Source organism: Pseudomonas sp. FP597 (genome assembly GCF_030687435.1).
Lineage (GTDB): Bacteria > Pseudomonadota > Gammaproteobacteria > Pseudomonadales > Pseudomonadaceae > Aquipseudomonas > Aquipseudomonas lactucae.
In genome coordinates, this window is sequence record NZ_CP117432.1 from 4023432 (window position 1) to 4046275 (window position 22844).

At 59.9% G+C, this 22844-nt stretch carries 20 protein-coding genes; 13 read left to right on the forward strand and 7 right to left on the reverse strand.

Annotated elements, in window-relative coordinates; translation table 11 throughout:
• Positions 1-9: 9 nt before the first annotated feature.
• Genes crcB through ftsK form a run of 4 tightly spaced genes read right to left on the reverse strand, consistent with a single transcriptional unit; the run spans position 10 to position 4820 of the window.
• Positions 10-384, reverse strand: a complete 375-nt coding sequence (crcB, locus tag PSH66_RS18275; protein WP_003174698.1) for a fluoride efflux transporter CrcB — start codon at positions 382-384, stop codon at positions 10-12.
• Positions 381-1706 (reverse strand): replication-associated recombination protein A, encoded by a 1326-nt coding sequence (locus tag PSH66_RS18280; protein ID WP_003174699.1) that lies wholly within the window; start codon positions 1704-1706, stop codon positions 381-383. Before PSH66_RS18280 ends, crcB begins: the two co-directional genes overlap by 4 nt.
• 27 nt (positions 1707-1733) lie before the next feature.
• The gene (lolA, locus tag PSH66_RS18285) at positions 1734-2357 is read right to left on the reverse strand and encodes an outer membrane lipoprotein chaperone LolA (protein WP_003174700.1); all 624 of its coding nucleotides are present in this window, start codon (positions 2355-2357) and stop codon (positions 1734-1736) included.
• A 54-nt stretch (positions 2358-2411) separates the two neighbouring features.
• Complete coding sequence (ftsK, locus tag PSH66_RS18290; RefSeq protein ID WP_078825196.1) at positions 2412-4820, reverse strand: DNA translocase FtsK; 2409 nt, start codon at positions 4818-4820, stop codon at positions 2412-2414.
• 488 nt (positions 4821-5308) lie between these two features.
• On the opposite strand from ftsK, the gene aat reads away from it, so the two are divergent.
• The 3 genes from aat to infA all read left to right on the forward strand — a co-directional run bounded on the left by aat (position 5309) and on the right by infA (position 7072).
• Positions 5309-5989 (forward strand): leucyl/phenylalanyl-tRNA--protein transferase, encoded by a 681-nt coding sequence (aat, locus tag PSH66_RS18295; protein WP_305429630.1) that lies wholly within the window; start codon positions 5309-5311, stop codon positions 5987-5989.
• Positions 5990-6045: 56 nt separating this feature from the next.
• Positions 6046-6753: an arginyltransferase gene (locus tag PSH66_RS18300; RefSeq protein ID WP_003174703.1), complete on the forward strand. Its 708-nt coding sequence runs from the start codon at positions 6046-6048 to the stop codon at positions 6751-6753.
• A 100-nt stretch (positions 6754-6853) separates the two neighbouring features.
• Positions 6854-7072 (forward strand): translation initiation factor IF-1, encoded by a 219-nt coding sequence (gene infA / locus PSH66_RS18305; protein ID WP_002553999.1) that lies wholly within the window; start codon positions 6854-6856, stop codon positions 7070-7072.
• Positions 7073-7232: 160 nt separating this feature from the next.
• Here the strand turns inward: infA and clpA are convergent, their stop codons facing one another.
• Positions 7233-9503 (reverse strand): ATP-dependent Clp protease ATP-binding subunit ClpA, encoded by a 2271-nt coding sequence (clpA, locus tag PSH66_RS18310; RefSeq protein WP_078733691.1) that lies wholly within the window; start codon positions 9501-9503, stop codon positions 7233-7235.
• Positions 9504-9532: 29 nt separating this feature from the next.
• Positions 9533-9901 (reverse strand): ATP-dependent Clp protease adapter ClpS, encoded by a 369-nt coding sequence (clpS, locus tag PSH66_RS18315; protein ID WP_003174705.1) that lies wholly within the window; start codon positions 9899-9901, stop codon positions 9533-9535.
• Positions 9902-10126: 225 nt separating this feature from the next.
• On the opposite strand from clpS, the gene cspD reads away from it, so the two are divergent.
• Positions 10127-10402, forward strand: a complete 276-nt coding sequence (gene cspD, locus PSH66_RS18320) for a cold shock domain-containing protein CspD (protein ID WP_305427403.1) — start codon at positions 10127-10129, stop codon at positions 10400-10402.
• Between the two features lie 78 nt (positions 10403-10480).
• Here the strand turns inward: cspD and icd are convergent, their stop codons facing one another.
• On the reverse strand, positions 10481-11737 hold the full coding sequence (gene icd / locus PSH66_RS18325; protein WP_027606337.1) for an NADP-dependent isocitrate dehydrogenase: 1257 nt from the start codon (positions 11735-11737) through the stop codon (positions 10481-10483).
• Positions 11738-12244: 507 nt separating this feature from the next.
• On the opposite strand from icd, the gene PSH66_RS18330 reads away from it, so the two are divergent.
• From PSH66_RS18330 to aceA, 9 genes are all read left to right on the forward strand, one after another.
• Entirely contained in the window at positions 12245-14470 is a 2226-nt protein-coding gene (locus tag PSH66_RS18330; RefSeq protein WP_003174708.1) for an NADP-dependent isocitrate dehydrogenase, read from the forward strand.
• Positions 14471-14593: 123 nt separating this feature from the next.
• Entirely contained in the window at positions 14594-15040 is a 447-nt protein-coding gene (locus tag PSH66_RS18335) for an NUDIX hydrolase (RefSeq protein ID WP_003174709.1), read from the forward strand.
• A gap of 59 nt (positions 15041-15099) precedes the next feature.
• The gene (gene mnmA, locus PSH66_RS18340) at positions 15100-16224 is read left to right on the forward strand and encodes a tRNA 2-thiouridine(34) synthase MnmA (RefSeq protein ID WP_003174710.1); all 1125 of its coding nucleotides are present in this window, start codon (positions 15100-15102) and stop codon (positions 16222-16224) included.
• A complete protein-coding gene (gene hflD, locus PSH66_RS18345) occupies positions 16221-16844 on the forward strand; it encodes a high frequency lysogenization protein HflD (RefSeq protein WP_003174711.1) in 624 nt (207 codons plus the stop codon). Before mnmA ends, hflD begins: the two co-directional genes overlap by 4 nt.
• Positions 16845-16969: 125 nt before the next feature.
• Positions 16970-18340 carry an adenylosuccinate lyase gene (purB, locus tag PSH66_RS18350; RefSeq protein ID WP_012724947.1) on the forward strand — a complete coding sequence of 457 codons (1371 nt, stop codon included), beginning with the start codon at positions 16970-16972 and terminating at the stop codon, positions 18338-18340.
• An 84-nt stretch (positions 18341-18424) separates the two neighbouring features.
• Positions 18425-19591 carry a cupin domain-containing protein gene (locus PSH66_RS18355; protein ID WP_042944936.1) on the forward strand — a complete coding sequence of 389 codons (1167 nt, stop codon included), beginning with the start codon at positions 18425-18427 and terminating at the stop codon, positions 19589-19591.
• Positions 19584-20006, forward strand: a complete 423-nt coding sequence (locus PSH66_RS18360) for a GNAT family N-acetyltransferase (protein WP_078825203.1) — start codon at positions 19584-19586, stop codon at positions 20004-20006. The genes PSH66_RS18355 and PSH66_RS18360 overlap by 8 nt, the downstream gene beginning before the upstream one ends.
• Before the next feature lie 233 nt (positions 20007-20239).
• Positions 20240-20965, forward strand: a complete 726-nt coding sequence (locus PSH66_RS18365; protein ID WP_003174716.1) for a secretin N-terminal domain-containing protein — start codon at positions 20240-20242, stop codon at positions 20963-20965.
• A 493-nt stretch (positions 20966-21458) separates the two neighbouring features.
• A complete protein-coding gene (aceA, locus tag PSH66_RS18370; protein ID WP_003174717.1) occupies positions 21459-22784 on the forward strand; it encodes an isocitrate lyase in 1326 nt (441 codons plus the stop codon).
• The last annotated feature ends 60 nt before the right edge of the window (positions 22785-22844 follow it).

The window sequence follows — 22844 nt, forward strand, 5'->3', positions numbered from 1 at the left end:
TCTCGTTTATCAAAGTTTGGTCAAGGACAGGCCGGCCCAGGTGGCGAGCAGCCCGCCGAATACACTGATGGCAGCGTAGCCAATCGCCAGCGGCACTTGCCCGCTTTCCAGCAGGCGTACGGTATCCAGTGAAAAGGATGAAAAGGTCGTCAGGCCGCCAAGAAAGCCAACCATCAGCCCGGCGCGCACCTCAATCGGTACTTCGGGACGCACCAGGAACAGGCCATATAAAACGCCGATCAACAGGCAGCCCACGATATTAACGGCCAGCGTCGCGCTATAGAAGTGCTTGGGCCAATTCGCGTTGATCCAATTACCCGTCGCAAAGCGCAGCAGTGTACCCGCGATACCACCCGCCGAGACGGCGGCCACCAAGGGAATCATGATTTTCTCCGCTGTCTGGGACTTAAACGATCGAGTGCGGCCAGATGATTGAGCTTCTCGCCGATCTTCAGCTCAAGGCCACGGGGCACCGGCTGGTAGAGCGGCAACGGCTCAAGCTCATCGGGGAAGTAGTCTTCACCGGCGGCATAGGCATCCGGTTCATCGTGGGCGTAGCGGTATTCATCACCGTAGCCCAGTTGTTTCATCAGTTTGGTCGGCGCATTGCGCAGGTGCATCGGCACTTCGAGGGAGCCGTGTTCGGCCGCCGCACGCAGGGCCGACTTGAAGCCCATGTACACCGCGTTGCTTTTTGGCGCGCAGGCCAGATAAGTGATGGCCTGGGCCACCGCCAACTCGCCTTCGGGGCTGCCGAGGCGCTCCTGCACGTCCCAGGCGGCGAGGCACAGGCTCAGTGCGCGCGGGTCGGCGTTGCCGATGTCTTCGCTGGCCATGCGCACCACGCGGCGCGCCAGGTACAGCGGGTCGCAACCGCCGTCGATCATCCGCGCAAACCAGTACAGCGCACCGTCCGGGTTGGAACCGCGTACGGATTTGTGCAGTGCCGAGATCTGGTCGTAGAACGCTTCGCCGCCTTTATCGAAGCGACGGCGTGTATCACCGAGCAGGCTTTGCAGCAGGTCGACGCCAATCTCGCCGCCGTCCTCGGCAAGGTCGGACGCGTTCTCCAGCAGGTTGAGAAAGCGTCGCCCATCACCGTCGGCGGCGGTCAGCAGGATCTTGAAACCTTCCTCGCTGACACTCAACTGGCGCTTGCCCAACCCCTTGTCTTCGCTCAAGGCGCGGTGCAGCAGCTTTTGCATCGCGGCTTCATCGAGGCTCTTGAGCACGTAGACACGCGCCCGCGAGAGCAAGGCGTTGTTCAGTTCGAAAGAAGGGTTTTCGGTGGTGGCACCGATAAAGATCAGCGTGCCGTCCTCGACATACGGCAGGAACGCATCCTGCTGCGACTTGTTGAAACGGTGCACTTCGTCGACAAACAGAATGGTGCGCTTGCCGTACTGCCCGGCCTGCTGCTTGGCCACCTCGACCGCCTGGCGGATCTCCTTGACCCCGGCCAGCACCGCCGACACCGTTTCGAAGTGCGCATCCGAGACTTTCGCCAGCAGGCGCGCCAGGGTGGTTTTACCCACCCCCGGCGGCCCCCAGAAAATCATCGAGTGCAGCGCACCCTGCTCCAGCGCTTCGCGCAGAGGCTTGCCGCGAGCGAGCAGGTGTTCCTGACCGACGTACTCATCCAGGTTGGTCGAACGCAAACGCGCGGCCAATGGCTGGGCAATCGGGTCACTTCGAAACAGGTCCATGGGCAGCGTTTGAAACCTCTGGGCAGTTTATTCCTGGATCACGTCGGCACCCTTGGGGATGTCGAACTTGAACTTGGACGCAGGCACCGGCTGGTTGGCCTTGACCCCGCTGAACAGGATATCGGTGCGCTGGCCGACACTGTCGACCAGGCGCATGTTATTGATCACGCCGTTGCCGAACGACAGGGACAATGTGTCAAACAGCGTGTCCTTGGATTTGGGTTTGAGGGTGAACTCGATCACGTTGCTGGTTTGCTTGGAGGTGATGTCGAAGCTGTCGTTGATTTTCGACACATCGCCCGACAGCAGCAATGCCGGGGTCTGGTTCAGGCGCGGGTCGAGCTTCTTGATGGTCGCCTGCTCCAGGTCCGGGTCCCACAGCGTAACCTTCTGGCCATCGGAAACGATGGTCTGTTCGGCCTTGCCTTCAGTGTGCCAGTAGAACAGCCCTGGGCGCTGCACGGCCATCTCACCCGCGGTTTCCTGCAACTGGGTGCCACCGGCATCCAGGGTGAGCTGGGAGAAACGTGCGGTCAGAGTCTGGGATTTGTCCAACAGGTTCTTCAGGCTGGCGACGGAAGCCGGGTCGGCGTGAGCCGAAACAGCGGTCAGGGCCAATGCCGGCAACAACAGCATGCGGATAAAGCGCATGGGAGTCCTCGTTGAGTAGTCAGGGCGCGCCGCGTGCTGCCACGCGGCACGGGATCAGTCGCGCATCTGCCCGGGGGCAATGATTTCACGCGAGCCGTTGGTATTCATTGCAGTGACGACGCCGGCCATTTCCATGGCTTCGATCATACGGGCCGCGCGGTTGTAACCGATCTTGAGCTTGCGCTGCACCGCAGAAATCGAGGCGCGGCGGCTTTCCAGCACAAAGGCCACGGCTTCGTCGTACAGCGCGTCGGTCTCGGCGTCATCGTCGCCACCGCTGCTGCCGCCGTCAAAACCACTGCCGGCCTCTTCTACGCCTGCGAGGATATCGTCGTTGTATTCCGGCGCGCCGCGCAGTTTCCAGGCTTCCACCACGCGGTGGACTTCATCGTCGGAAACAAAGGCGCCGTGAACACGAATCGGCAGGCTGGTGCCGGGCGGCATGTAGAGCATGTCGCCATGGCCCAGCAACTGTTCGGCTCCACCCTGGTCGATGATGGTCCGCGAGTCGATCTTGCTCGATACCTGGAACGCCATGCGTGTCGGGATGTTCGCCTTGATCAGGCCGGTGATCACATCCACCGACGGACGCTGGGTCGCCAGGATCAAGTGGATACCGGCCGCACGTGCCTTCTGGGCGATACGCGCGATCAGCTCTTCAACCTTCTTGCCGACGATCATCATCATGTCGGCGAATTCGTCGACCACCACTACGATGGTCGGCAGCTTGCTCAGCAGCGGCGCTTCGTCGTGGATGCTTTCGCGCTTGTACAAAGGATCGGTCAGCGGCGTGCCGGCGTCCTGGGCTTCCTTGACCTTGGCATTGAAGCCCGAGAGGTTTCGCACGCCCATCTTCGCCATCAGCTTGTAGCGGCGCTCCATCTCGGCGACGCTCCAGCGCAGGGCGTTGGCGGCGTCCTTCATGTCGGTGACCACCGGGCACAGCAGGTGCGGAATGCCTTCGTAGATCGACAGTTCGAGCATCTTCGGGTCAATCATGATCAGCTTGGCGTCTTCCGGGCCGGACTTGAACAGGATCGACAGAATCATCGCGTTCACGCCCACCGACTTACCCGAACCGGTGGTACCGGCCACCAGCAGATGGGGCATCTTCGCCAGGTCGGTGATGACCGGCTTGCCGCCGATGTCGTGGCCCAGAGCCAGGGTGACCGGCGATTTGAAGTTGTCGTATTCCGGCGTCGACAGCACCTCCGAGAAGCGCACGATCTGGCGGTCTTCGTTGGGAATCTCGATACCCACGGTGGTCTTGCCGGGGATCACTTCCACCACACGCACGCTGGTCACGGCCAGGGAGCGGGCCAAGTCCTTGGCGAGGTTGGAAATGCGGCTGACTTTCACACCGGCAGCCGGCTGGATTTCGTAGCGGGTAATCACCGGGCCGGGGTGGATCGAGTCCACCGACACTTCGACGCCGAATTCCTTGAGCTTGATTTCCAGCAGATGGCCGACGGCAGCCAGGGATTCCGGCGAATAGTTGAGTTGTTTCTTTTCGGCCGGGTCAAGAATCGAGATCGGCGGCAAGGTGCCTTCGACCGCGCTGTCGATGAACAGCGGCGCCTGTTTCTCTTTCTGCACGCGATGGCTCGGCTCGGGCGCTTTGGGTGGCGCGGGCGCGATCACCGGCGGCAGCTGCTTCTCGCGGTCCGACATGTGCTTGCTCAGGGCCTGCTCGCGTTCGATCAGGCGCTCCTTGACCTTGGCCTGCTCACGGCGATCCGGCGTGCTCGGAGCCACGACCTCGTTGACGCGGGTATCGACCTCGCGCAATTGGGCGACCATGCGCTTGCGCTCGACACGGGCCGCCCACCAACGGTTGGCCGCGCCCTGGAACAACTCCAGCAGGTCGAGGGTGATCTTGCCGGTCACGTCCATCACCTTGAACCACGACAAGTCGGTGAATACCGTAAGGCCGAACAGGAACAGTGCGATGAACATCAGGGTGCTGCCCTGGATATTCAGGGTCTTGCGCGCCAGGTCGCCAAGGCTTTCACCCAGCGCCCCGCCCGCACCCGCCGGCAGACCGGTGGGTGCATGGAAATGAATATGGGCCAGCGCCGCACCGGACAGCACCAGGAACACCAGACCGATCAGGCGCCAGGAAAACAGCCAGCCGCTCCACTGCCACGGCTCGTGACGCTGGCGGAAAATCTGCCAGGTCTTGATCGCCAGCAACAACGGGAAGATATAGGCGAAGTAACCCAGCACCATGAACAGGATATCGGCGCTGTAGGAGCCTACAGGCCCTCCGAAGTTCTGCACGTCATCGATCTTGCTGTTGTGGCTCCAGCCTGGATCGTCCTTGCCGTACGTCAACAATGCCATCATCAGGAACAGGCACAGTGCGCCGATGGCGATCAGCGCGCCTTCCTTGAGTCGATAATGCAGGTGCTGACGCCAGGCCGGCACAACTGCTGCTTTGGGTGTTGCGGTGGATTTCTTCAAAACGGGTCTTTTCCTGCGCCTTTGGCGCGTCCATCTATTGAATGACTGCACACACTGCCCAATCCGAGCAGCTGAAAAATGAACGAACGGCGTTGAATCTACTTTTAACACTCAGCGCTTGAACGATGAAATGGCGATAACGCCACACAGGCCGCATTGTACGGGTTTGTGTCTGCGATGCCACGCCCCTGCCTGTCACCGCGCAGCCGGCTAAACCCAAGTGTCACAACATGTTCAATTTGAGCATGCATTGTCTTTGCTGACAAAGGCTTATGCGTGGTTTTTACCAATCCAGAGCAGCTTGGCAAATGGCCTGCATGGGGCAGACCCGATTACGACCACACCCCCAGCCTAGAGTTGCAGAAATGCCCAGCGACGTTAACGCCCTGTTCGGGCTGGCCCCAGAGCGCCGCGTCGACAATAATCACAGCTTGAACGCAGGTGTCATCCCTGCCACTCCCCTCCCCTTCCCACAAGCCTGGATGCCGATGCTGACCTGGTTGCAACGCGATTCATTGACCTTCCCGCCGCTGGCCAAAGCCATGCGCGAACCCAACGGGCTGCTCGCCGCCGGCGGCGACCTGTCGGCCGAGCGACTGGTGCAAGCCTATCGCCACGGCTGTTTTCCATGGTTCTCGCAGGGCCAGCCGATCCTCTGGTGGTCGCCCGACCCGCGCACAGTGATCTTTCCCGACGAATTGCACGTGTCACGCAGCTTGGGCAAACTGTTGCGCCAACAGCGTTACAGGGTCACGTTCGATCAGGATTTCGCCGCCGTCATCCTGGCCTGCGCCGCGCCCCGCGCCTACGCCGACGGCACCTGGATCACCGAAGGCATCCAGAACGCCTACCTGGAGCTGCACAAGCGCGGCTACGCCCATTCGGTAGAGGTATGGGACGACGACAGGCTGGTGGGCGGCTTGTATGGCCTGGCAATGGGTCGATTGTTCTTTGGCGAATCGATGTTCAGCCGCGCCGACAACGCGTCGAAATTCGGCTTTGCCACGCTGGTCGGCCAATTGAAGGCCTGGGGTTTTGTCCTGATCGACTGCCAGATGCCCAACGACCACCTGCACAGCCTGGGCGCCCGCGCCATTCCCCGCAGCGAATTCGCAGGCTTGCTGCAAGAGCATTTGGATCAGCCCACCGCTGGACCGTGGGTTTCTTAAGCGACTTGCGCGTACCTGGCTTACACTTATTTCAAAGCTTATCCCGAGGGTTGATCATGACCGAGCTGGCGCGCTTGAAGTTTTATGCCACTCAAGCCCACTCTTGCAGCTATCTGCCCGATGAGCAGGCCACCACGCTGTTCCTCGATCCCAGCCAGCCGATGGACGTGCATGTGTATGCCGACCTTTCGGAAATGGGCTTTCGGCGCAGCGGCGATCATCTGTACCGGCCCCATTGCCAGAACTGCAATGCCTGCGTGCCAGCCCGCATCCCCGTGGCGCAGTTTCTGCCGGACCGCAACCAGAAGCGCATCTTTAAACGCAACGCCGACCTGACGGTCACTGCGAGCAAGCCGCGGTTTACCGAAGAATATTTCGACCTTTACCAGCGCTACATCGAGCAACGCCACGCCGACGGCGATATGTTCCCGCCCAGCCGCGACCAATTCTCCACCTTCCTGGTGCGCGACCTGCCCTTTTCGCGCTTTTATGAGTTTCGTGCGGACGGCCGCCTGCTGGCCGTCGCCGTGACCGATTTACTGCCCAATGGCCTATCGGCCGTCTACACCTTCTATGACCCCGACGAAGAACGCCGCAGCCTGGGACGTTTCGCGATCCTCTGGCAAATCGGCGAAGCACTGCGCCAGGAACTGGAGGCCGTGTACCTCGGCTACTGGATAAAAAACTGCAAAAAGATGAGCTACAAGACCCAATATCGGCCGATTGAACTGCTGATTAATCAAAGATGGGTCGTGCTTAACTAGAACCCCTTGGCTTAAACACCCTTTTTCGGGCACAATGCACGCCGCTTTTGCCTGGCGCAGTTGCACCGGGCCATTCACTGGATACCGAGGGCTTTACTGCATGTCGAAAGAAGACAGCTTCGAAATGGAAGGCACTGTCGTCGACACCCTGCCCAACACCATGTTTCGTGTGGAGTTGGAAAATGGGCACGTCGTAACCGCGCATATCTCCGGCAAGATGCGCAAGAACTACATTCGTATTCTTACCGGTGACAAAGTGCGCGTCGAGCTGACGCCCTATGACTTGAGCAAAGGGCGCATCACTTACCGCGCTCGCTAAGCAAGTCAATACAAGACGCCCGGTTATGCCGGGCGTTTTTGTGTGCGCCATTTATGTATGCAACACCCTTCCCACATTGATATGTGATTGTTTTGATGACCGTATTCCAAGGCAGCAAAAAGGCGCCTCTCGGCGCCTTTTGCTTTGTTGCGGTTAGCTATCAGGCCATTTCAGCCGTGGTTTCGAACTCGAAGGTCAGCTCGCCGTCCTTCAGATCGATATGCACCACGCCACCATGGTCGGACAGTTCGCCAAACAGGATCTCTTCGGCCAGCGGCCGCTTGATCTTGTCCTGGATCAGACGCGCCATCGGACGAGCGCCCATTGCCGCGTCGTAACCACCCTCTGCCAGCCAGTTGCGCGCCGCGTCGGTTACGTCCAGCTGCACGCGCTTGTCTTCCAACTGCGCCTGAAGCTCGGTAAGGAACTTGTCCACCACGCTCTTGATGACCTCATGACTGAGGCGACCAAACTGGATAATGGTGTCCAGACGGTTGCGGAACTCTGGCGTGAAGCTCTTCTTGATTACTTCCATCGCATCGGAAGAGTGATCCTGATGCGCAAAGCCGATCGAAGCCCGCGCGGCGGTTTCGGCACCGGCGTTGGTGGTCATGATCACGATCACGTTGCGGAAGTCCGCCTTGCGCCCGTTGTTGTCGGTCAGGGTCCCGTGATCCATCACCTGCAACAGCAGATTGAAGACTTCCGGGTGAGCCTTCTCGATTTCATCGAGCAGCAATACGCAATGCGGTTGCTTGGTGATCGCTTCGGTCAACAGACCGCCCTGGTCGAAACCGACATAGCCCGGAGGCGCACCGATCAGGCGCGACACAGTGTGGCGCTCCATGTACTCGGACATGTCGAAGCGTACCAGCTCGATCCCCATGGCCTTGGCCAACTGCCGCGCGGCCTCGGTCTTGCCGACGCCGGTCGGGCCGGCGAACAGGAACGAACCGACGGGCTTGTCCGGCGACTTGAGGCCCGCGCGCGACAACTTGATCGCGGTGGACAGCGCATCGATGGCCGCATCCTGGCCGAACACGGTCAGCTTCAGGTCACGCTCCAGGTTACGCAGCAGTTCCTTGTCGGAGCTGTTGACGTGTTTAGGCGGAATCCGCGCGATCTTCGCCACGATGTCCTCGACCTGCTGCACATCGATGCGTTTCACACGCTTCTCGACCGGCTGCAGGCGCTGATAGGCACCCGCCTCGTCAATCACGTCGATGGCCTTGTCAGGCATATGACGATCATTGATGTAGCGCGACGCCAGCTCTGCGGCGGCACGCAGGGCCTCATCGGTGTACTCGATGCCATGGTGCGCTTCAAAGCGCCCCTTGAGCCCGCGCAGAATGCCGATAGTGTCTTCAACGGACGGTTCGGACACATCGACCTTCTGGAAGCGACGCGCCAGGGCACGGTCTTTTTCGAAGATGCCGCGAAATTCCTGAAACGTAGTCGAGCCGATGCAACGGATGTCGCCCGACGACAGCAATGGCTTGAGCAGGTTGGAAGCGTCCATCACCCCACCGGATGCCGCACCGGCGCCAATGATCGTGTGGATTTCATCGATAAACAGGATCGCCTGCGGGCGTTTTTTCAATTCGCCGAGCAGCGCCTTGAAGCGCTTCTCGAAGTCGCCACGGTACTTGGTCCCGGCGAGCAACGCGCCCAGATCAAGCGAGTAGACGACACTGCTGGCCAGCAGGTCCGGCACCTGGTTGTCGACGATGCGCTTGGCCAGGCCTTCGGCAATCGCGGTTTTACCCACGCCCGCCTCGCCCACCAGCAATGGGTTGTTCTTGCGACGACGCGCCAGGATCTGCGCGACACGCTCAACCTCCAGCTCACGCCCCACCAGCGGATCAATCCGCCCCTGGCGCGCCAGCTCATTGAGATTGCTGGCATAGGCGTCCAGCGGATTGCTTGAAGAAGAAGACTCACCGCCCTCGTCGTCCTGCATATCCTGCTCACCTTCGGAATGATCGCCGTGCCCGGGCACCTTGGAGATACCGTGGGCAATGTAGTTGACGACATCGATACGGGCAACGCTCTGCTGCTTGAGCAGAAACACGGCCTGGCTTTCCTGCTCGCTGAAAATCGCCACAAGCACATTGGCGCCTGTGACTTCACGCTTACCGGAGCTCTGTACGTGGAACACGGCACGCTGCAACACCCGCTGGAACCCCAGGGTTGGCTGGGTTTCGCGATCCTCGTCATGCACGGGAATCAGTGGCGTGGTGGAGTCGATGAACTCCTGCAGATCATGCTTGAGTTTATCGAGGTTGGCGCCGCACGCACGCAACACGGTGGCGGCAGCTTCATTGTCCAAAAGTGCCAGCAGCAGGTGTTCGACGGTCATGAATTCATGACGCTTCGAACGAGCCTCCTTGAAGGCAAGATTGAGGGTGACTTCGAGCTCGCGGTTTAACATAGCTTCACCTCATACCCAAGTGGTCGGCGTTAACCGTCCTTCTCGATTTCACAGAGTAGCGGATGCTGGCTTTCCCTGGCGTACTGGTTGACCTGCATGGCCTTTGTCTCGGCGATGTCACGGGTAAACACTCCACATACTGCCCGTCCTTCTGTGTGAACGGCCAGCATTACCTTGGTCGCCAACTCTCGGTTCAGGTTGAAAAACACCTCGAGCACTTCGACGACGAAATCCATCGGTGTGTAGTCATCATTGAACAAAACCACCTTGTACATCGGCGGCGCCTGTAAAGCAGGCTTGGCCTCTTTGACAGCAATGCCTGCAGAACCGTCGTCATCGTGTTCGTGATCCGGTCGATCCTGATTGAATGTTAGTCGAATCTGGCTGAATGCATGCATGGAAAGAAAGGTTCGTCAGTGGTTCAAATACAGTGGTGGGGGCGAGCTGTCAGAATTTCAACACTGACTGACTGGTCGCCTTGACTATCGGCAAAACGGTGTTACAAACAATAGAACCCACAGTGGGTAAAAAAGGTCCGCGCAGTCAACCTTATTTATTCGGGTTAGGACGGATAAACTGGATGATACTCCAGTGATGGAGTCTGGTGCAGAAGGAAATGGTTTATGTCTGGCGTCAAGATCAGTGGCAAGGTCAAGTGGTTCAACAATGCCAACGGATATGGCTTTGTGAATGAGGATGGAAAGACTGAGGATCTTTTTGCGCATTACTCGGCCATCATCATGGATGGCTACAAAACGCTGAAAGCTGGTCAAGTTGTGAGCTTTGAAATCATTCAAGGACCGAAAGGGCTGCACGCAGTGAATATCGATGCAGTGAAAGCCGAACCAACGGAACAAAACGCAGCCAACGCTCATAATGAAAAGAAACAAACGGCCTGACCTACCGTAGAGCGTGTAACTAGCAAAAAAACGGCCACCCCAATCATGTGGGGCGGCCGTTTTTTTATTGCTTGAGCCTTACATATGCGAAATCAGCGCATCACCAAAACCCGACGACGACACCAGCTTGGCGCCGTCCATCAACCGCTCGAAGTCGTAGGTCACGGTCTTGGCCGAAATAGCGCCATTGGTGCCTTTGATGATCAGGTCGGCCGCCTCGGTCCAACCCATGTGGCGCAGCATCATTTCCGCCGACAGGATCAACGACCCCGGGTTGACCTGATCCTTGCCCGCATACTTGGGCGCAGTACCGTGGGTGGCTTCGAACATCGCCACGGTATCGGACAGGTTGGCCCCTGGCGCGATACCGATACCGCCCACCTCCGCCGCCAGCGCGTCGGACAGGTAGTCGCCATTGAGGTTGAGAGTCGCAATCACATCATATTCGGCCGGACGCAACAGGATCTGCTGGAGCATGGCGTCGGCAATCGCGTCCTTGACCACTACATTCTTGCCGGTCTTGGGGTTCTTGAACTGCATCCACGGCCCGCCATCGAGCAGGGTCGCGCCGAACTCCTCGGCCGCCACTTCGTAGGCCCACTCTTTGAAGGCACCTTCAGTGAACTTCATGATGTTGCCTTTGTGCACGATGGTCAGCGAGTCGCGGTCGTTATCCACCACATATTGCAGGGCCTTGCGCGCCAGGCGCTTGGTGCCTTCAAGCGATACCGGCTTGATGCCAATCCCGCAATCCTGGTCGAAACGGATCTTGGTGACGCCCATTTCTTCCTTGAGAAACTTGATCACCTTCGTGGCCTCCGGCGAGCCGGCTTTCCACTCGATCCCGGCGTAAATATCTTCGGAGTTTTCGCGGAAGATGGTCATGTCCACGTCGCCAGGCTTCTTGACCGGGCTGGGCACGCCCTCGAACCAGCGCACCGGGCGCAGGCACACATACAGGTCGAGTTGCTGACGCAGGGCCACGTTCAACGAACGGATACCGCCACCCACCGGCGTGGTCAACGGGCCCTTGATGGACACCACGTAATCCTTGACCGCATCCAGGGTTTCCTGGGGCAGCCAGGTGTCCTGATCGTAGACCTGGGTGGCCTTTTCGCCCGCATACACCTCCATCCACGAGATCTTGCGCTTGCCGCCGTAGGCCTTTTCAACAGCTGCGTCGACCACCTTGATCATCACCGGGCTGATGTCGACGCCAATACCGTCACCTTCGATATAAGGAATGATCGGTTGGTCAGGAACATTGAGAGAATGGTCTGCATTGACGGTGATTTTGTCGCCGACTGCCGGAACCTGAATCTTCTTGTATCCCATGCTGAACTCCATCTATGGATTGAACATCTGGCTGCGTTCGAGCCTACTCCAGATAAATGGCGACTTAAACCTCACGCCACGCTCATTTGCATCGAAAACAGCATAAATTGTCGCCTACAAGCCTGAAAGCAAAGGGAAAAGCGCCAATCTTGAGCACATCGTGCGACTTTAGGCGTAACCCGGTACCTGCGACCTTTAGACCAATGGACGACACACCTTTTGTATGAAGGCTCGGCGTAAGCATAGCGACCTATGTATAATGCCGCCGCTGACCAAAGAGTCACGATGGCGGACCGCTCCAGCTTCTGGAAATAAAGAGCGAGGCCTTCCGCCAAAAGCAGGACTACTACAATAGTCCACCCGCTTGACGCTCGACTGATGCAACCCAACATCACCGCGAAGAAACCTCGACCTTTCGCTCATGGATGACTTTGAACGAACGCGCTCCACCCGGCGCATCTCGAGTTTCTGCGCACGCTTTCAGCAAAGAAGAGAGTTAATCCGAATATGCCCACCCGCTCGAAGATCATCTACACCTTCACCGACGAAGCCCCAGCCCTCGCCACCTATTCACTGCTGCCTATCGTAGAGGCCTTCACCGCTTCCGCTGATATTGCTGTGGAAACCCGCGACATTTCCCTCGCCGGGCGCATCCTCGCAAGCTTCCCCGAGCAACTGGGCACCAAGGCCGTACCGGACCACCTCGCCGAACTGGGCGCCCTGGCCGTTACGCCTGAAGCCAACATCATCAAGCTGCCTAACATCAGCGCCTCGACCCCGCAGCTGCAAGCTGCGATCAAAGAACTACAGGCCCAGGGCTATGCCCTGCCGGACTACCCGGAAACCGTAACCACCGACGCGGAAAAAGAAACCCGTGCACGTTACGACAAGGTCAAGGGCAGCGCCGTGAACCCGGTTCTGCGCGAAGGCAACTCCGACCGCCGCGCACCGCTGTCGGTCAAGAACTATGCACGCAAGCACCCCCACAAAATGGGCGCCTGGGCTGCCGACTCCAAGTCCCACGTTGCCCACATGAGCAACGGCGACTTCTACGGCAGCGAAAAAGCCGTACAGATCGAAGCGGCCGATGCTGTCAAAATTGAGCTGGTCGGCAAGGATGGCACCACCACTGTCCTGAAAGAAAAGACCACCGCTCAAGCAGGCGAAATCCTCGACAGCGCCGTACTGAGCAAAAACGCCCTGCGTTCGTTCATCGCCGCTGAAATCGAAGACGCCAAGAAACAAGGCGTATTGCTGTCGGTTCACCTCAAAGCCACCATGATGAAGGTCTCCGACCCAATCATGTTCGGCCAGATCGTTGCCGAGTTCTATAAAGACGCCCTGACCAAGCACGCTGCCGTGCTGGAGCAGATCGGCTTCAACCTGAACAACGGCATCGGCGACCTGTACGCGCGCATCAAAGCGCTGCCGGCCGACCAGCAAGCGCAGATCGAAGCTGACATCCAGGCGGTCTATGCCGCTCGCCCTTCCCTGGCGATGGTCAACTCCGACAAAGGCATCACCAACCTGCACGTGCCGAGCGATGTGATCGTCGACGCCTCGATGCCGGCCATGATCCGTGACTCCGGCAAGATGTGGGGCACCGACGGCCAGCTGCACGACACCAAGGCCGTGATCCCGGATCGCTGCTACGCAACCATTTACCAAGCCGTCATCGAAGACTGCAAGGCCAATGGTGCGTTCGATCCGACCACCATGGGCAGCGTGCCGAACGTTGGCCTGATGGCGAAAAAAGCCGAAGAGTACGGTTCCCACGACAAGACCTTCCAGATCAAGGCTGACGGCGTGGTCCGCGTCACCGACAGCAAGGGCAACCTGCTGATGGAACAGAGCGTCGAAGCCGGCGACATCTTCCGCATGTGCCAGACCAAGGACGCACCGATCCAGGACTGGGTCAAGCTGGCCGTCAACCGTGCCCGCGCCAGCGGCACCCCGGCCATTTTCTGGCTGGACCCACAGCGCGCGCATGATGGCGTCGTGGTTGAGAAAGTTCAGGCTTACCTCAAAGACCACAACACCGAAGGCCTGGACATCCGCATCATGTCGCCGGTCGACGCGATGAAGTTCACCCTGGAGCGCACCCGCAAGGGCCTGGACACCATCTCGGTGACCGGCAACGTACTGCGCGACTATCTGACCGACCTGTTCCCGATCATGGAACTGGGCACCAGCGCCAAGATGCTGTCGATCGTGCCGCTGATGAACGGCGGTGGCCTGTTCGAAACCGGCGCCGGCGGTTCGGCCCCCAAGCACGTACAGCAACTGCTGGAAGAGAACTTCCTGCGCTGGGATTCCCTGGGCGAGTTCCTGGCCCTGGCCGCCTCCCTTGAGCATTTGGGTGTGACGTACAACAACCCGAAAGCGCTGGTACTGTCCAAGACCCTGGACCAGGCCACCGGCCAGTTCCTGGACAACAACAAGTCGCCATCGCGCAAAGTCGGCAACATCGACAACCGCGGCAGCCACTTCTACCTGGCGCTGTACTGGGCCCAGGCCCTGGCCGCCCAGACCGAAGACACTGCCCTGCAAGCGCAGTTCGGCGAACTGGCAAAAACCCTGGCCGCGAACGAAGCAACCATCGTTGCCGAGCTCAACGCCGTACAGGGCAAGCCAGTGGACATCGGCGGCTACTACGCGCCGAACCCTGAGCTGACCAGCAAGGCGATGCGCCCAAGCAACACCCTCAACGCGGCGATTGCCAAGTTGAAGTAAGGTTGTAAGGATGCAACGAAGCCCCGGCCCTGTGCCGGGGTTTCTGTTTCCAGCGCTCAATTGACGAAACCGAATTCAAATGTGGGAGGGGTGTAGCCCCCCCCCTGAATCAAGAGGTACTCCATGACCTGGCAACCCCACATCACCGTCGCCACCCTCGTCGAAGACAACGGCAAGTTCCTGATGGTCGAAGAACTCAAGGGCGGCCGCGCCGTGCTCAATCAGCCCGCCGGCCACCTCGATCCGCATGAAACCCTGACCGAGGCCGCCGTGCGCGAAACCCTCGAAGAAACCGGCTGGGACGTGGAGCCCACGGGCATCGTCGGCATCTACCTGTACACCGCCCCCAGCAACGGCGTGACCTACCAGCGCGTATGCTTCATTGCAAAAGCCGTGAAACACCACCCGGACTATCAACTCGACGAAGGCATCCTGCGCGCCCGCTGGCTGAGCCGTGACGAGCTGATGGCCGTGCGCGACGACTGGCGCAGCGAGCTGATCATCCGCTGTATCGATGATTATCTGGCCGGCCAGCGTCACAGCCTCGAATTGATCCGCCCTTCTCTTTAGCCTTGCGGGCGTGAGCCTGTTAGAATCGCGTCCTTTTTCAAGACACCCGTTGAAACCCTATGCGTGATCCAGCCCCTTCTGACACACAAAAGAAGCGCGTCATCGTCGGCATGTCCGGCGGCGTGGATTCTTCCGTTTCCGCCGTTCTGCTCATGGAGCAGGGTTATGAGGTGGAAGGCCTGTTCATGAAGAACTGGGAAGAAGACGATGGAACAGAATATTGCACCGCCATGGACGACCTGGCGGACGCCCAGGCCGTGTGCGACAAGATCGGTATCAAGCTGCACACCGCCAATTTCGCCGCCGAGTACTGGGACAACGTGTTCGAGCACTTCCTGGCCGAATACAAGGCCGGCCGCACGCCGAACCCGGACATCCTGTGTAACCGCGAGATCAAGTTCAAGGCGTTTCTCGACTACGCCATGATGCTCGGCGCCGACTTGATCGCCACTGGCCACTACGTGCGCCGCCGTGACATCGACGGCCGCACCGAGCTGCTCAAGGGCCTGGACCCGAACAAGGACCAGAGCTATTTCCTGCACGCCGTTGGTGGCGAACAGATCGCCAAGACCTTGTTCCCGGTCGGCGAGCTGGAAAAGCCCGAAGTGCGCAGGATCGCCGAGCAACACGGCCTGGCTACCGCCAAGAAAAAGGACTCCACCGGGATCTGCTTTATCGGCGAGCGTCGCTTCAGCGACTTCCTCAAGCAGTACCTGCCGGCACAACCGGGCGAGATCAAGACCACCGAAGGTGAAGTGATCGGCCGTCACCACGGCCTGATGTACCACACCATCGGCCAGCGCCAGGGCCTGGGCATCGGCGGCCTGAAAGACGCAGGCGAAGAGCCGTGGTACGTGCTGGTCAAGGACTTGGAAAACAACGTACTGGTCGTCGGCCAAGGCAATGAACATCCGTTGCTGTTCTCCGGCGCCCTGCTCGCGTCGGAAATCTACTGGGTCAACCCGATCGACCTGAGCGTGCCGCGCCGCCTGACCGCCAAAGTGCGCTATCGCCAGAGCGACCAGCCGTGCACGCTGGAAAAAACCGCCAGCGGCTACCGTGCGACCTTTGACGACCCGCAACGCGCCGTCACTCCCGGTCAGTCCGTGGTGTTCTATGACGGCGAGATCTGCCTGGGCGGCGGCGTGATTGAAGTGGCAGAGCCCTGGAGCAACCTGGCATGAGCCCGACCCAGGAGCAATTGACGGCGCTTGGCGGTGTATTTCTGGCCGCCGTGCTGGTGGACAAGATCGCCAAGACCGGCCAGGTCACCGAAGCGGGCCTGACCTGCATGCTCGGCAGCCTGTTGATCCGCGACCCCAAGGACACCCTGGAAGTCTACGGCGGCGACGACCTGGCGCTGCGTGAAGGCTACCGTGCGCTGATCGGCGCGCTGGAGCGCGACCCGAGCACCTTGCAGCGCGAACCTTTGCGCTACGCCCTGTCGATGCTCGGCCTCGAGCGTCAACTGGCCAAGCGCGAAGACATGCTGGAAACCATCGGCAAGCGCCTGCCGCAAATCCAGTCCCAGGTTGAACACTTCGGTGCAGCCCACGAAAACGTGATCGCCGCCTGTGGCGCACTGTACCAGGACACCCTGAGCACCTTGCGCCAGCGGATCCAGGTGCACGGCGACATGCGCAACCTGCAGCAACCGAACAACGCCTCGAAAATCCGCGCCCTGCTGTTGGCGGGTATTCGTTCGGCGCGGTTGTGGCGGCAGTTGGGCGGTCATCGTTGGCAACTGGTGATCAGCCGGCGCAAATTGCTCAAAGAGCTTTACCCGTTGATGCGCAACGAATAAGTCGCACCAGCAGACTATTTTCAAGCCGTTACGCGTAATACGTCGGTCAGTTGGCAACGGACCGGCGGATTTTTTCATGTATGATACGCGCCCCATTTCGTTGCCCGACTGTCCGAGAACACCCCATGCAGCTCTCTTCGCTCACTGCGGTTTCCCCTGTTGACGGCCGCTACGCCGGCAAAACCCAGGCCCTGCGCCCTATTTTCAGCGAATACGGCCTGATCCGTGCTCGTGTACTGGTTGAAGTGCGCTGGCTCCAGCGCCTGGCCGCTCACCCCGCCATCAGCGAAGTGCCGGCGTTTTCCGCGCAGGCCAACGCTGTGCTCAACACCCTGGCGGAAAATTTCTCCCTGGAGCACGCCGAGCGTGTCAAAGAGATCGAGCGCACCACCAACCACGACGTAAAAGCCATCGAATACTTGCTCAAGGAGCAGGCCGCCAAGCTGCCGGAACTGGCTCAGGTCAGCGAATTCATCCACTTTGCCTGCACCAGCGAGGACATCAACAACCTGTCCCACGCCCTGATGCTGCGCGAAGGCCGTGATGACGTCATGCTGCCACTGATGCGCCAGACCGCCGAAGCCATCCGCGAACTGGCGATCCGCTTCGCTGCGGTGCCGATGCTGTCGCGCACCCACGGCCAGCCGGCGTCGCCGACCACCCTGGGCAAAGAACTGGCCAACGTGGTGTACCGCCTGGAGCGTCAGATCGCTCAAGTGGCAGCGGTACCGCTGCTGGGCAAGATCAACGGCGCGGTAGGCAACTACAACGCCCACCTGTCGGCCTACCCTGAGATCGACTGGGAAGCCAATGCCCGCGCCTTCATCGAAGACGAACTGGGCCTGGGCTTCAACCCCTACACCACGCAGATCGAACCGCACGACTACATCGCCGAGCTGTTCGACGCGATTGCGCGCTTCAACACCATCCTGATCGACTTCGATCGCGATATCTGGGGCTACATCTCCCTGGGCTACTTCAAGCAGCGCACCATTGCCGGTGAAATCGGCTCGTCGACCATGCCGCACAAGGTCAACCCGATCGACTTCGAAAACTCCGAAGGCAACCTCGGCATCGCCAACGCGCTGTTCCAGCACCTGGCCAGCAAGTTGCCGATCTCCCGCTGGCAGCGCGACCTCACCGACTCCACCGTACTGCGCAACCTCGGCGTGGGCTTTGCCCACAGCGTGATCGCGTACGAAGCCAGCCTCAAGGGCATCAGCAAGCTCGAGCTCAACGAGCAGAAGATCGCCGCCGACCTGGACGCGTGCTGGGAAGTGCTGGCCGAGCCGATCCAGACCGTAATGCGCCGCTACAACATCGAAAACCCTTACGAGAAGCTCAAAGAGTTGACCCGTGGCAAGGGCATCAGCCCTGAAGCGTTGCAAACTTTCATCGACGGCCTGGACATGCCAGCCGCCGCCAAGGCCGAGCTGAAATTGCTCACGCCGGCTAACTACATCGGCAACGCTGTAGAGCAAGCCAAGCGCATCTGATCATTGCGCGCCCCGTTGAGACGCCCGGCCGCGCCGGGCGTTTTTATTCCAGTCTGAAAAGTGCTTTTTTTCAATAGGTTACACATGAATCCTGACATCCCTCTTCAACTTCTGGGCGGCATCACGGCACGTGAATTCCTGCGCGACTACTGGCAGAAAAAACCGTTGCTGATCCGCCAGGCCATCCCTGACTTCGAAAGCCCGATCGACGCCGACGAACTGGCAGGCCTGGCACTGGAAGAAGAAGTCGAATCGCGCCTGGTGATCGAACACGGCGAGCGTCCGTGGGAACTGCGCCGCGGCCCGTTTGCCGAAGACGCCTTCAGCACCCTGCCTGAACGCGAGTGGACCCTGCTGGTGCAAGCGGTTGACCAATTCGTGCCGGAAGTGGCCGAGCTGCTGGAGCAGTTCCGCTTCCTGCCCAGCTGGCGCATCGACGATGTGATGATCAGCTTCGCCGCCCCTGGCGGCAGCGTTGGGCCGCACTTCGACAATTACGACGTGTTCCTGCTGCAAGCCCAGGGCAAGCGCAACTGGAAGATCGGCCAGATGTGCAGCTCCGAAAGCCCGCTGCTGCAACACGCCGACCTGCGCATCCTCGCCGAATTCGAAGAAAGCGCCGAATGGGTGCTGGAACCGGGCGACATGCTCTACCTGCCGCCGCGCCTGGCGCACTACGGCATCGCCGAAGATGACTGCATGACCTACTCGGTCGGCTTCCGCGCGCCGAGCGCTGCCGAAGTACTGACCCACTTCACCGACTTCCTCGCCCAGTACCTGACGGACGAAGAGCGCTACACCGACGCCGACGCCCAGCCCGTCAGCGACCCGCACCAGATCCAGAGCGACGCTCTCGACCGCCTCAAGAGCCTGCTGGCCGAGCACATGAGCGACGAGCGCATGCTGCTGACCTGGTTCGGCCAATTCATGACGGAGCCACGCTACCCGGAACTGGTGGCCGGCGAAGAGCTGGGTGAAGATGACTTCATCGCCAGCGTGCAAGACGGTGCGATCCTGGTGCGCAACCCAAGCGCGCGCATGGCCTGGTCCGAAGTCGACGACGACGTGCTGCTGTTCGCCAGCGGCCAGAGCCGTTACCTGCCGGGCAAGCTGCGCGAGCTGTTGAAACTCGTATGCTCCGCCGACGCACTGCACAGCGAAAACCTCAGCGAGTGGCTCGCTGACGAAGACGGCCGCGCGCTTCTGTGCGAACTGGTCAAGCAAGGCAGCCTGGGATTTGCCGATGAATAGGATTCACGTAAGTGTCGCGGACTGGCGAAAGGATATCGACGAGATTCGGCGCATTCGTGAAGCGGTGTTTATCGCTGAACAATCGGTCCCACCGGAACTCGAATGGGACGCGGACGACGCAGATGCCGTGCATTTCCTGGCGTTCGAAGGTGATTTTCCGATAGGCACCGCGCGCCTGCTGCCCAGCGGCGAAATCGGCCGCGTGTCGGTGCTCAAGGACTGGCGTGGGCTGAAGGTCGGCGACAAGCTGATGGAAGCGGTGATTGGTGTGGCCGAGCAACGTGGCCAGACCAGACAGTTCCTCAGCGCGCAGGTCTATGCGGCACCGTTCTACGAGCGACTGGGTTTCAAGATTGTCAGTGAGGAATTCCTGGAAGTCGGGATTCCCCATGTGGATATGGTGCGCGGGGGCTGATCCAAGACCGAGTCGCCGCCATCGGGAGCAAGCCCCCTCCCACATTTGACCGAGTTCCAGCATGAGTACACGGTCAAAATGTGGGAGGGGGCTTGCTCCCGATAGCCATCTCAACCACACCCCCAGAATGCCCTGCCATGCCAGGGCATTTTGCCGTCTACGATTCAATTTGCGACCTGCCAGGCCGACAAACTGGCACTATCAAGCCCAAATGACTCGCAGAGATAACGGACATGTCCCTACGCACCCTGCTCACCGCCCTCCTCCTCACTGCCAGTTGCTCGGCAATGGCCGACACCCAGGTCGTCAACCTGAGCAACCGCACCAGCGCCGACCTGCTGCCGGTGGCGCAGAACTTCATCGGCAAGGACGGCACCGTCAGCGCTTATGGCAACCAGCTTATTGTTAAAGCCGAGCCCGGCAAGATCGAAGATCTGCGCGCCTTGCTCGCCCAACTCGACACGCCGGCCAGACGCCTGCTGATCACTGTCGATACCGACGAGAACAACCAACAAACCAACAGCCACGTCATCACCTACAGCACCGAGAGCCGCGACGGCGGCATCCAGCAGATCCAGGCCAGCGAAGGCATACCTGCGCTGATTCAGGTCGGCCAGAGCGTGCCATTGACCACCACTCAGCCCGACGCCTACGGCCGCCCGCAAAACCAGACCCAGTATCGCAACGTGACCCAAGGTTTTTACGTCACCGCCAGCGTCACTGGCGAGACCGTACACCTGGCGATCAGTACCAACCGTGACCGCATGAGCCAGGAACGTCCCGATGTAGTGAATGTGCAAAGTACCGACACAACCGTCAGCGGACGTCTTGGCGAATGGATCCCCCTGGCCGGCATCAATCGTCAGACCCTGGCCGACAAATCCTCTACAACCCGCAGCTACTCTACTCAGGGCCGCGATGACCTGACTGTGCGGGTCAAAGTCGATACCCTGAACTGAAGCACCAAAAACTGACTGATGAGTCGTATTAGACTAAAGATGTAGTGCTGCAAAAAAAGCACTACAAAACATTTGACGATCCAAAAAAGCATGGGCATGATGGCCTCGCTCCCGCTAATCAGGGGCCCTGGCAAGGGCCTTCGGATCGTCGCTCCAAGCTACCCACCCGAGCCGATTCGTGTCTGTACCGCCCACAAGGTGTGTTTGACTTTGGTTGCGACTGGAACGAAGTTGTCCCGAGGGACGGAAGCTAACCAGGTAACCCGGCAACACGCTGCAGAATGCCCAAGGGCCCACGACGCCCGAAGACTGTTCTTGGCCCGCCTCTACCTGCTCGCCCCTCCCTTGAGCCCTTCGTTCATCCCGTCGCCTCCCCCGTCGAACCTGACTTGACCGCCTCTGCTTCTGGTCAGCGAGCAGCCATGCACCGCAACGATTGCGCGGCTGGCAAAAGGATTTCTCCACCTAGACCTATGCGACGAGGTTTTTCCCCATGGCACTGACACGCGAACAGCAAATTGCAGCCCTCGAAAAAGACTGGGCTGAAAACCCACGCTGGAAAGGCGTGACCCGCGCTTATTCCGCTGCTGACGTCGTCCGCCTGCGTGGCTCGGTTCAACCCGAGCACACCTTTGCAAAACTCGGCGCCGAGAAGCTGTGGAACCTGGTCACCCAAGGTGCCAAGCCTTCCTTCCGTCCCGACAAAGATTTCGTCAACTGCATGGGCGCCCTGACCGGTGGCCAGGCAGTCCAACAGGTGAAAGCCGGTATCCAGGCGATCTACCTGTCCGGCTGGCAAGTGGCGGCGGACAACAACTCCGCCGAATCCATGTACCCCGACCAATCGCTGTACCCGGTGGATTCGGTTCCGACCGTGGTCAAGCGCATCAACAACTCGTTCCGTCGCGCCGACCAGATCCAGTGGAAAGCCGGCAAGAACCCAGGTGACGAAGGCTACATCGACTACTTCGCACCGATCGTGGCTGACGCCGAAGCCGGTTTTGGTGGCGTACTGAACGCCTACGAGCTGATGAAAAGCATGATCGAAGCGGGCGCCGCCGGCGTTCACTTTGAAGACCAACTGGCATCCGTGAAAAAATGCGGCCACATGGGCGGCAAAGTACTGGTTCCAACCCAGGAAGCCGTACAGAAGCTCACCGCCGCCCGCCTGGCGGCAGACGTCGCCGGCACGCCAACCATCATCCTGGCGCGTACCGATGCCAACGCCGCCGACCTGCTGACGTCGGACTGCGATCCGTACGACCAGCCGTTCGTGACAGGCGAGCGCACCCAGGAAGGCTTCTACAAGGTACGCGCCGGCCTTGACCAGGCTATCGCTCGCGGCCTGGCGTACGCACCGTACGCCGACCTGATCTGGTGCGAAACCGCCAAGCCGGACCTGGACGAGGCCCGTCGTTTCGCCGAAGCGATCAAGAAGGAATACCCGGACCAACTGCTGTCCTACAACTGCTCGCCTTCCTTCAACTGGAAGAAGAACCTGGACGACGCGACCATCGCCAAGTTCCAGCGCGAACTGTCCGCCATGGGCTACAAGCACCAGTTCATCACCCTGGCCGGCATTCACAACATGTGGCACAGCATGTTCAACCTGGCGCACGACTACGCCCGCAACGACATGACCGCCTACGTGAAGCTGCAGGAGCAGGAGTTCGCCGACGCCGCCAAAGGCTACACCTTCGTAGCGCACCAGCAGGAAGTGGGCACCGGCTACTTCGACGACATGACCACCGTGATCCAGGGCGGCACCTCGTCCGTGACCGCGCTGACCGGCTCGACCGAAGAAGAACAGTTCCACTAAGCACTGAGTACACGGCCACGGCGGACCCGTTAAAAAGCTAACCGCCGTGCCGCACGACAA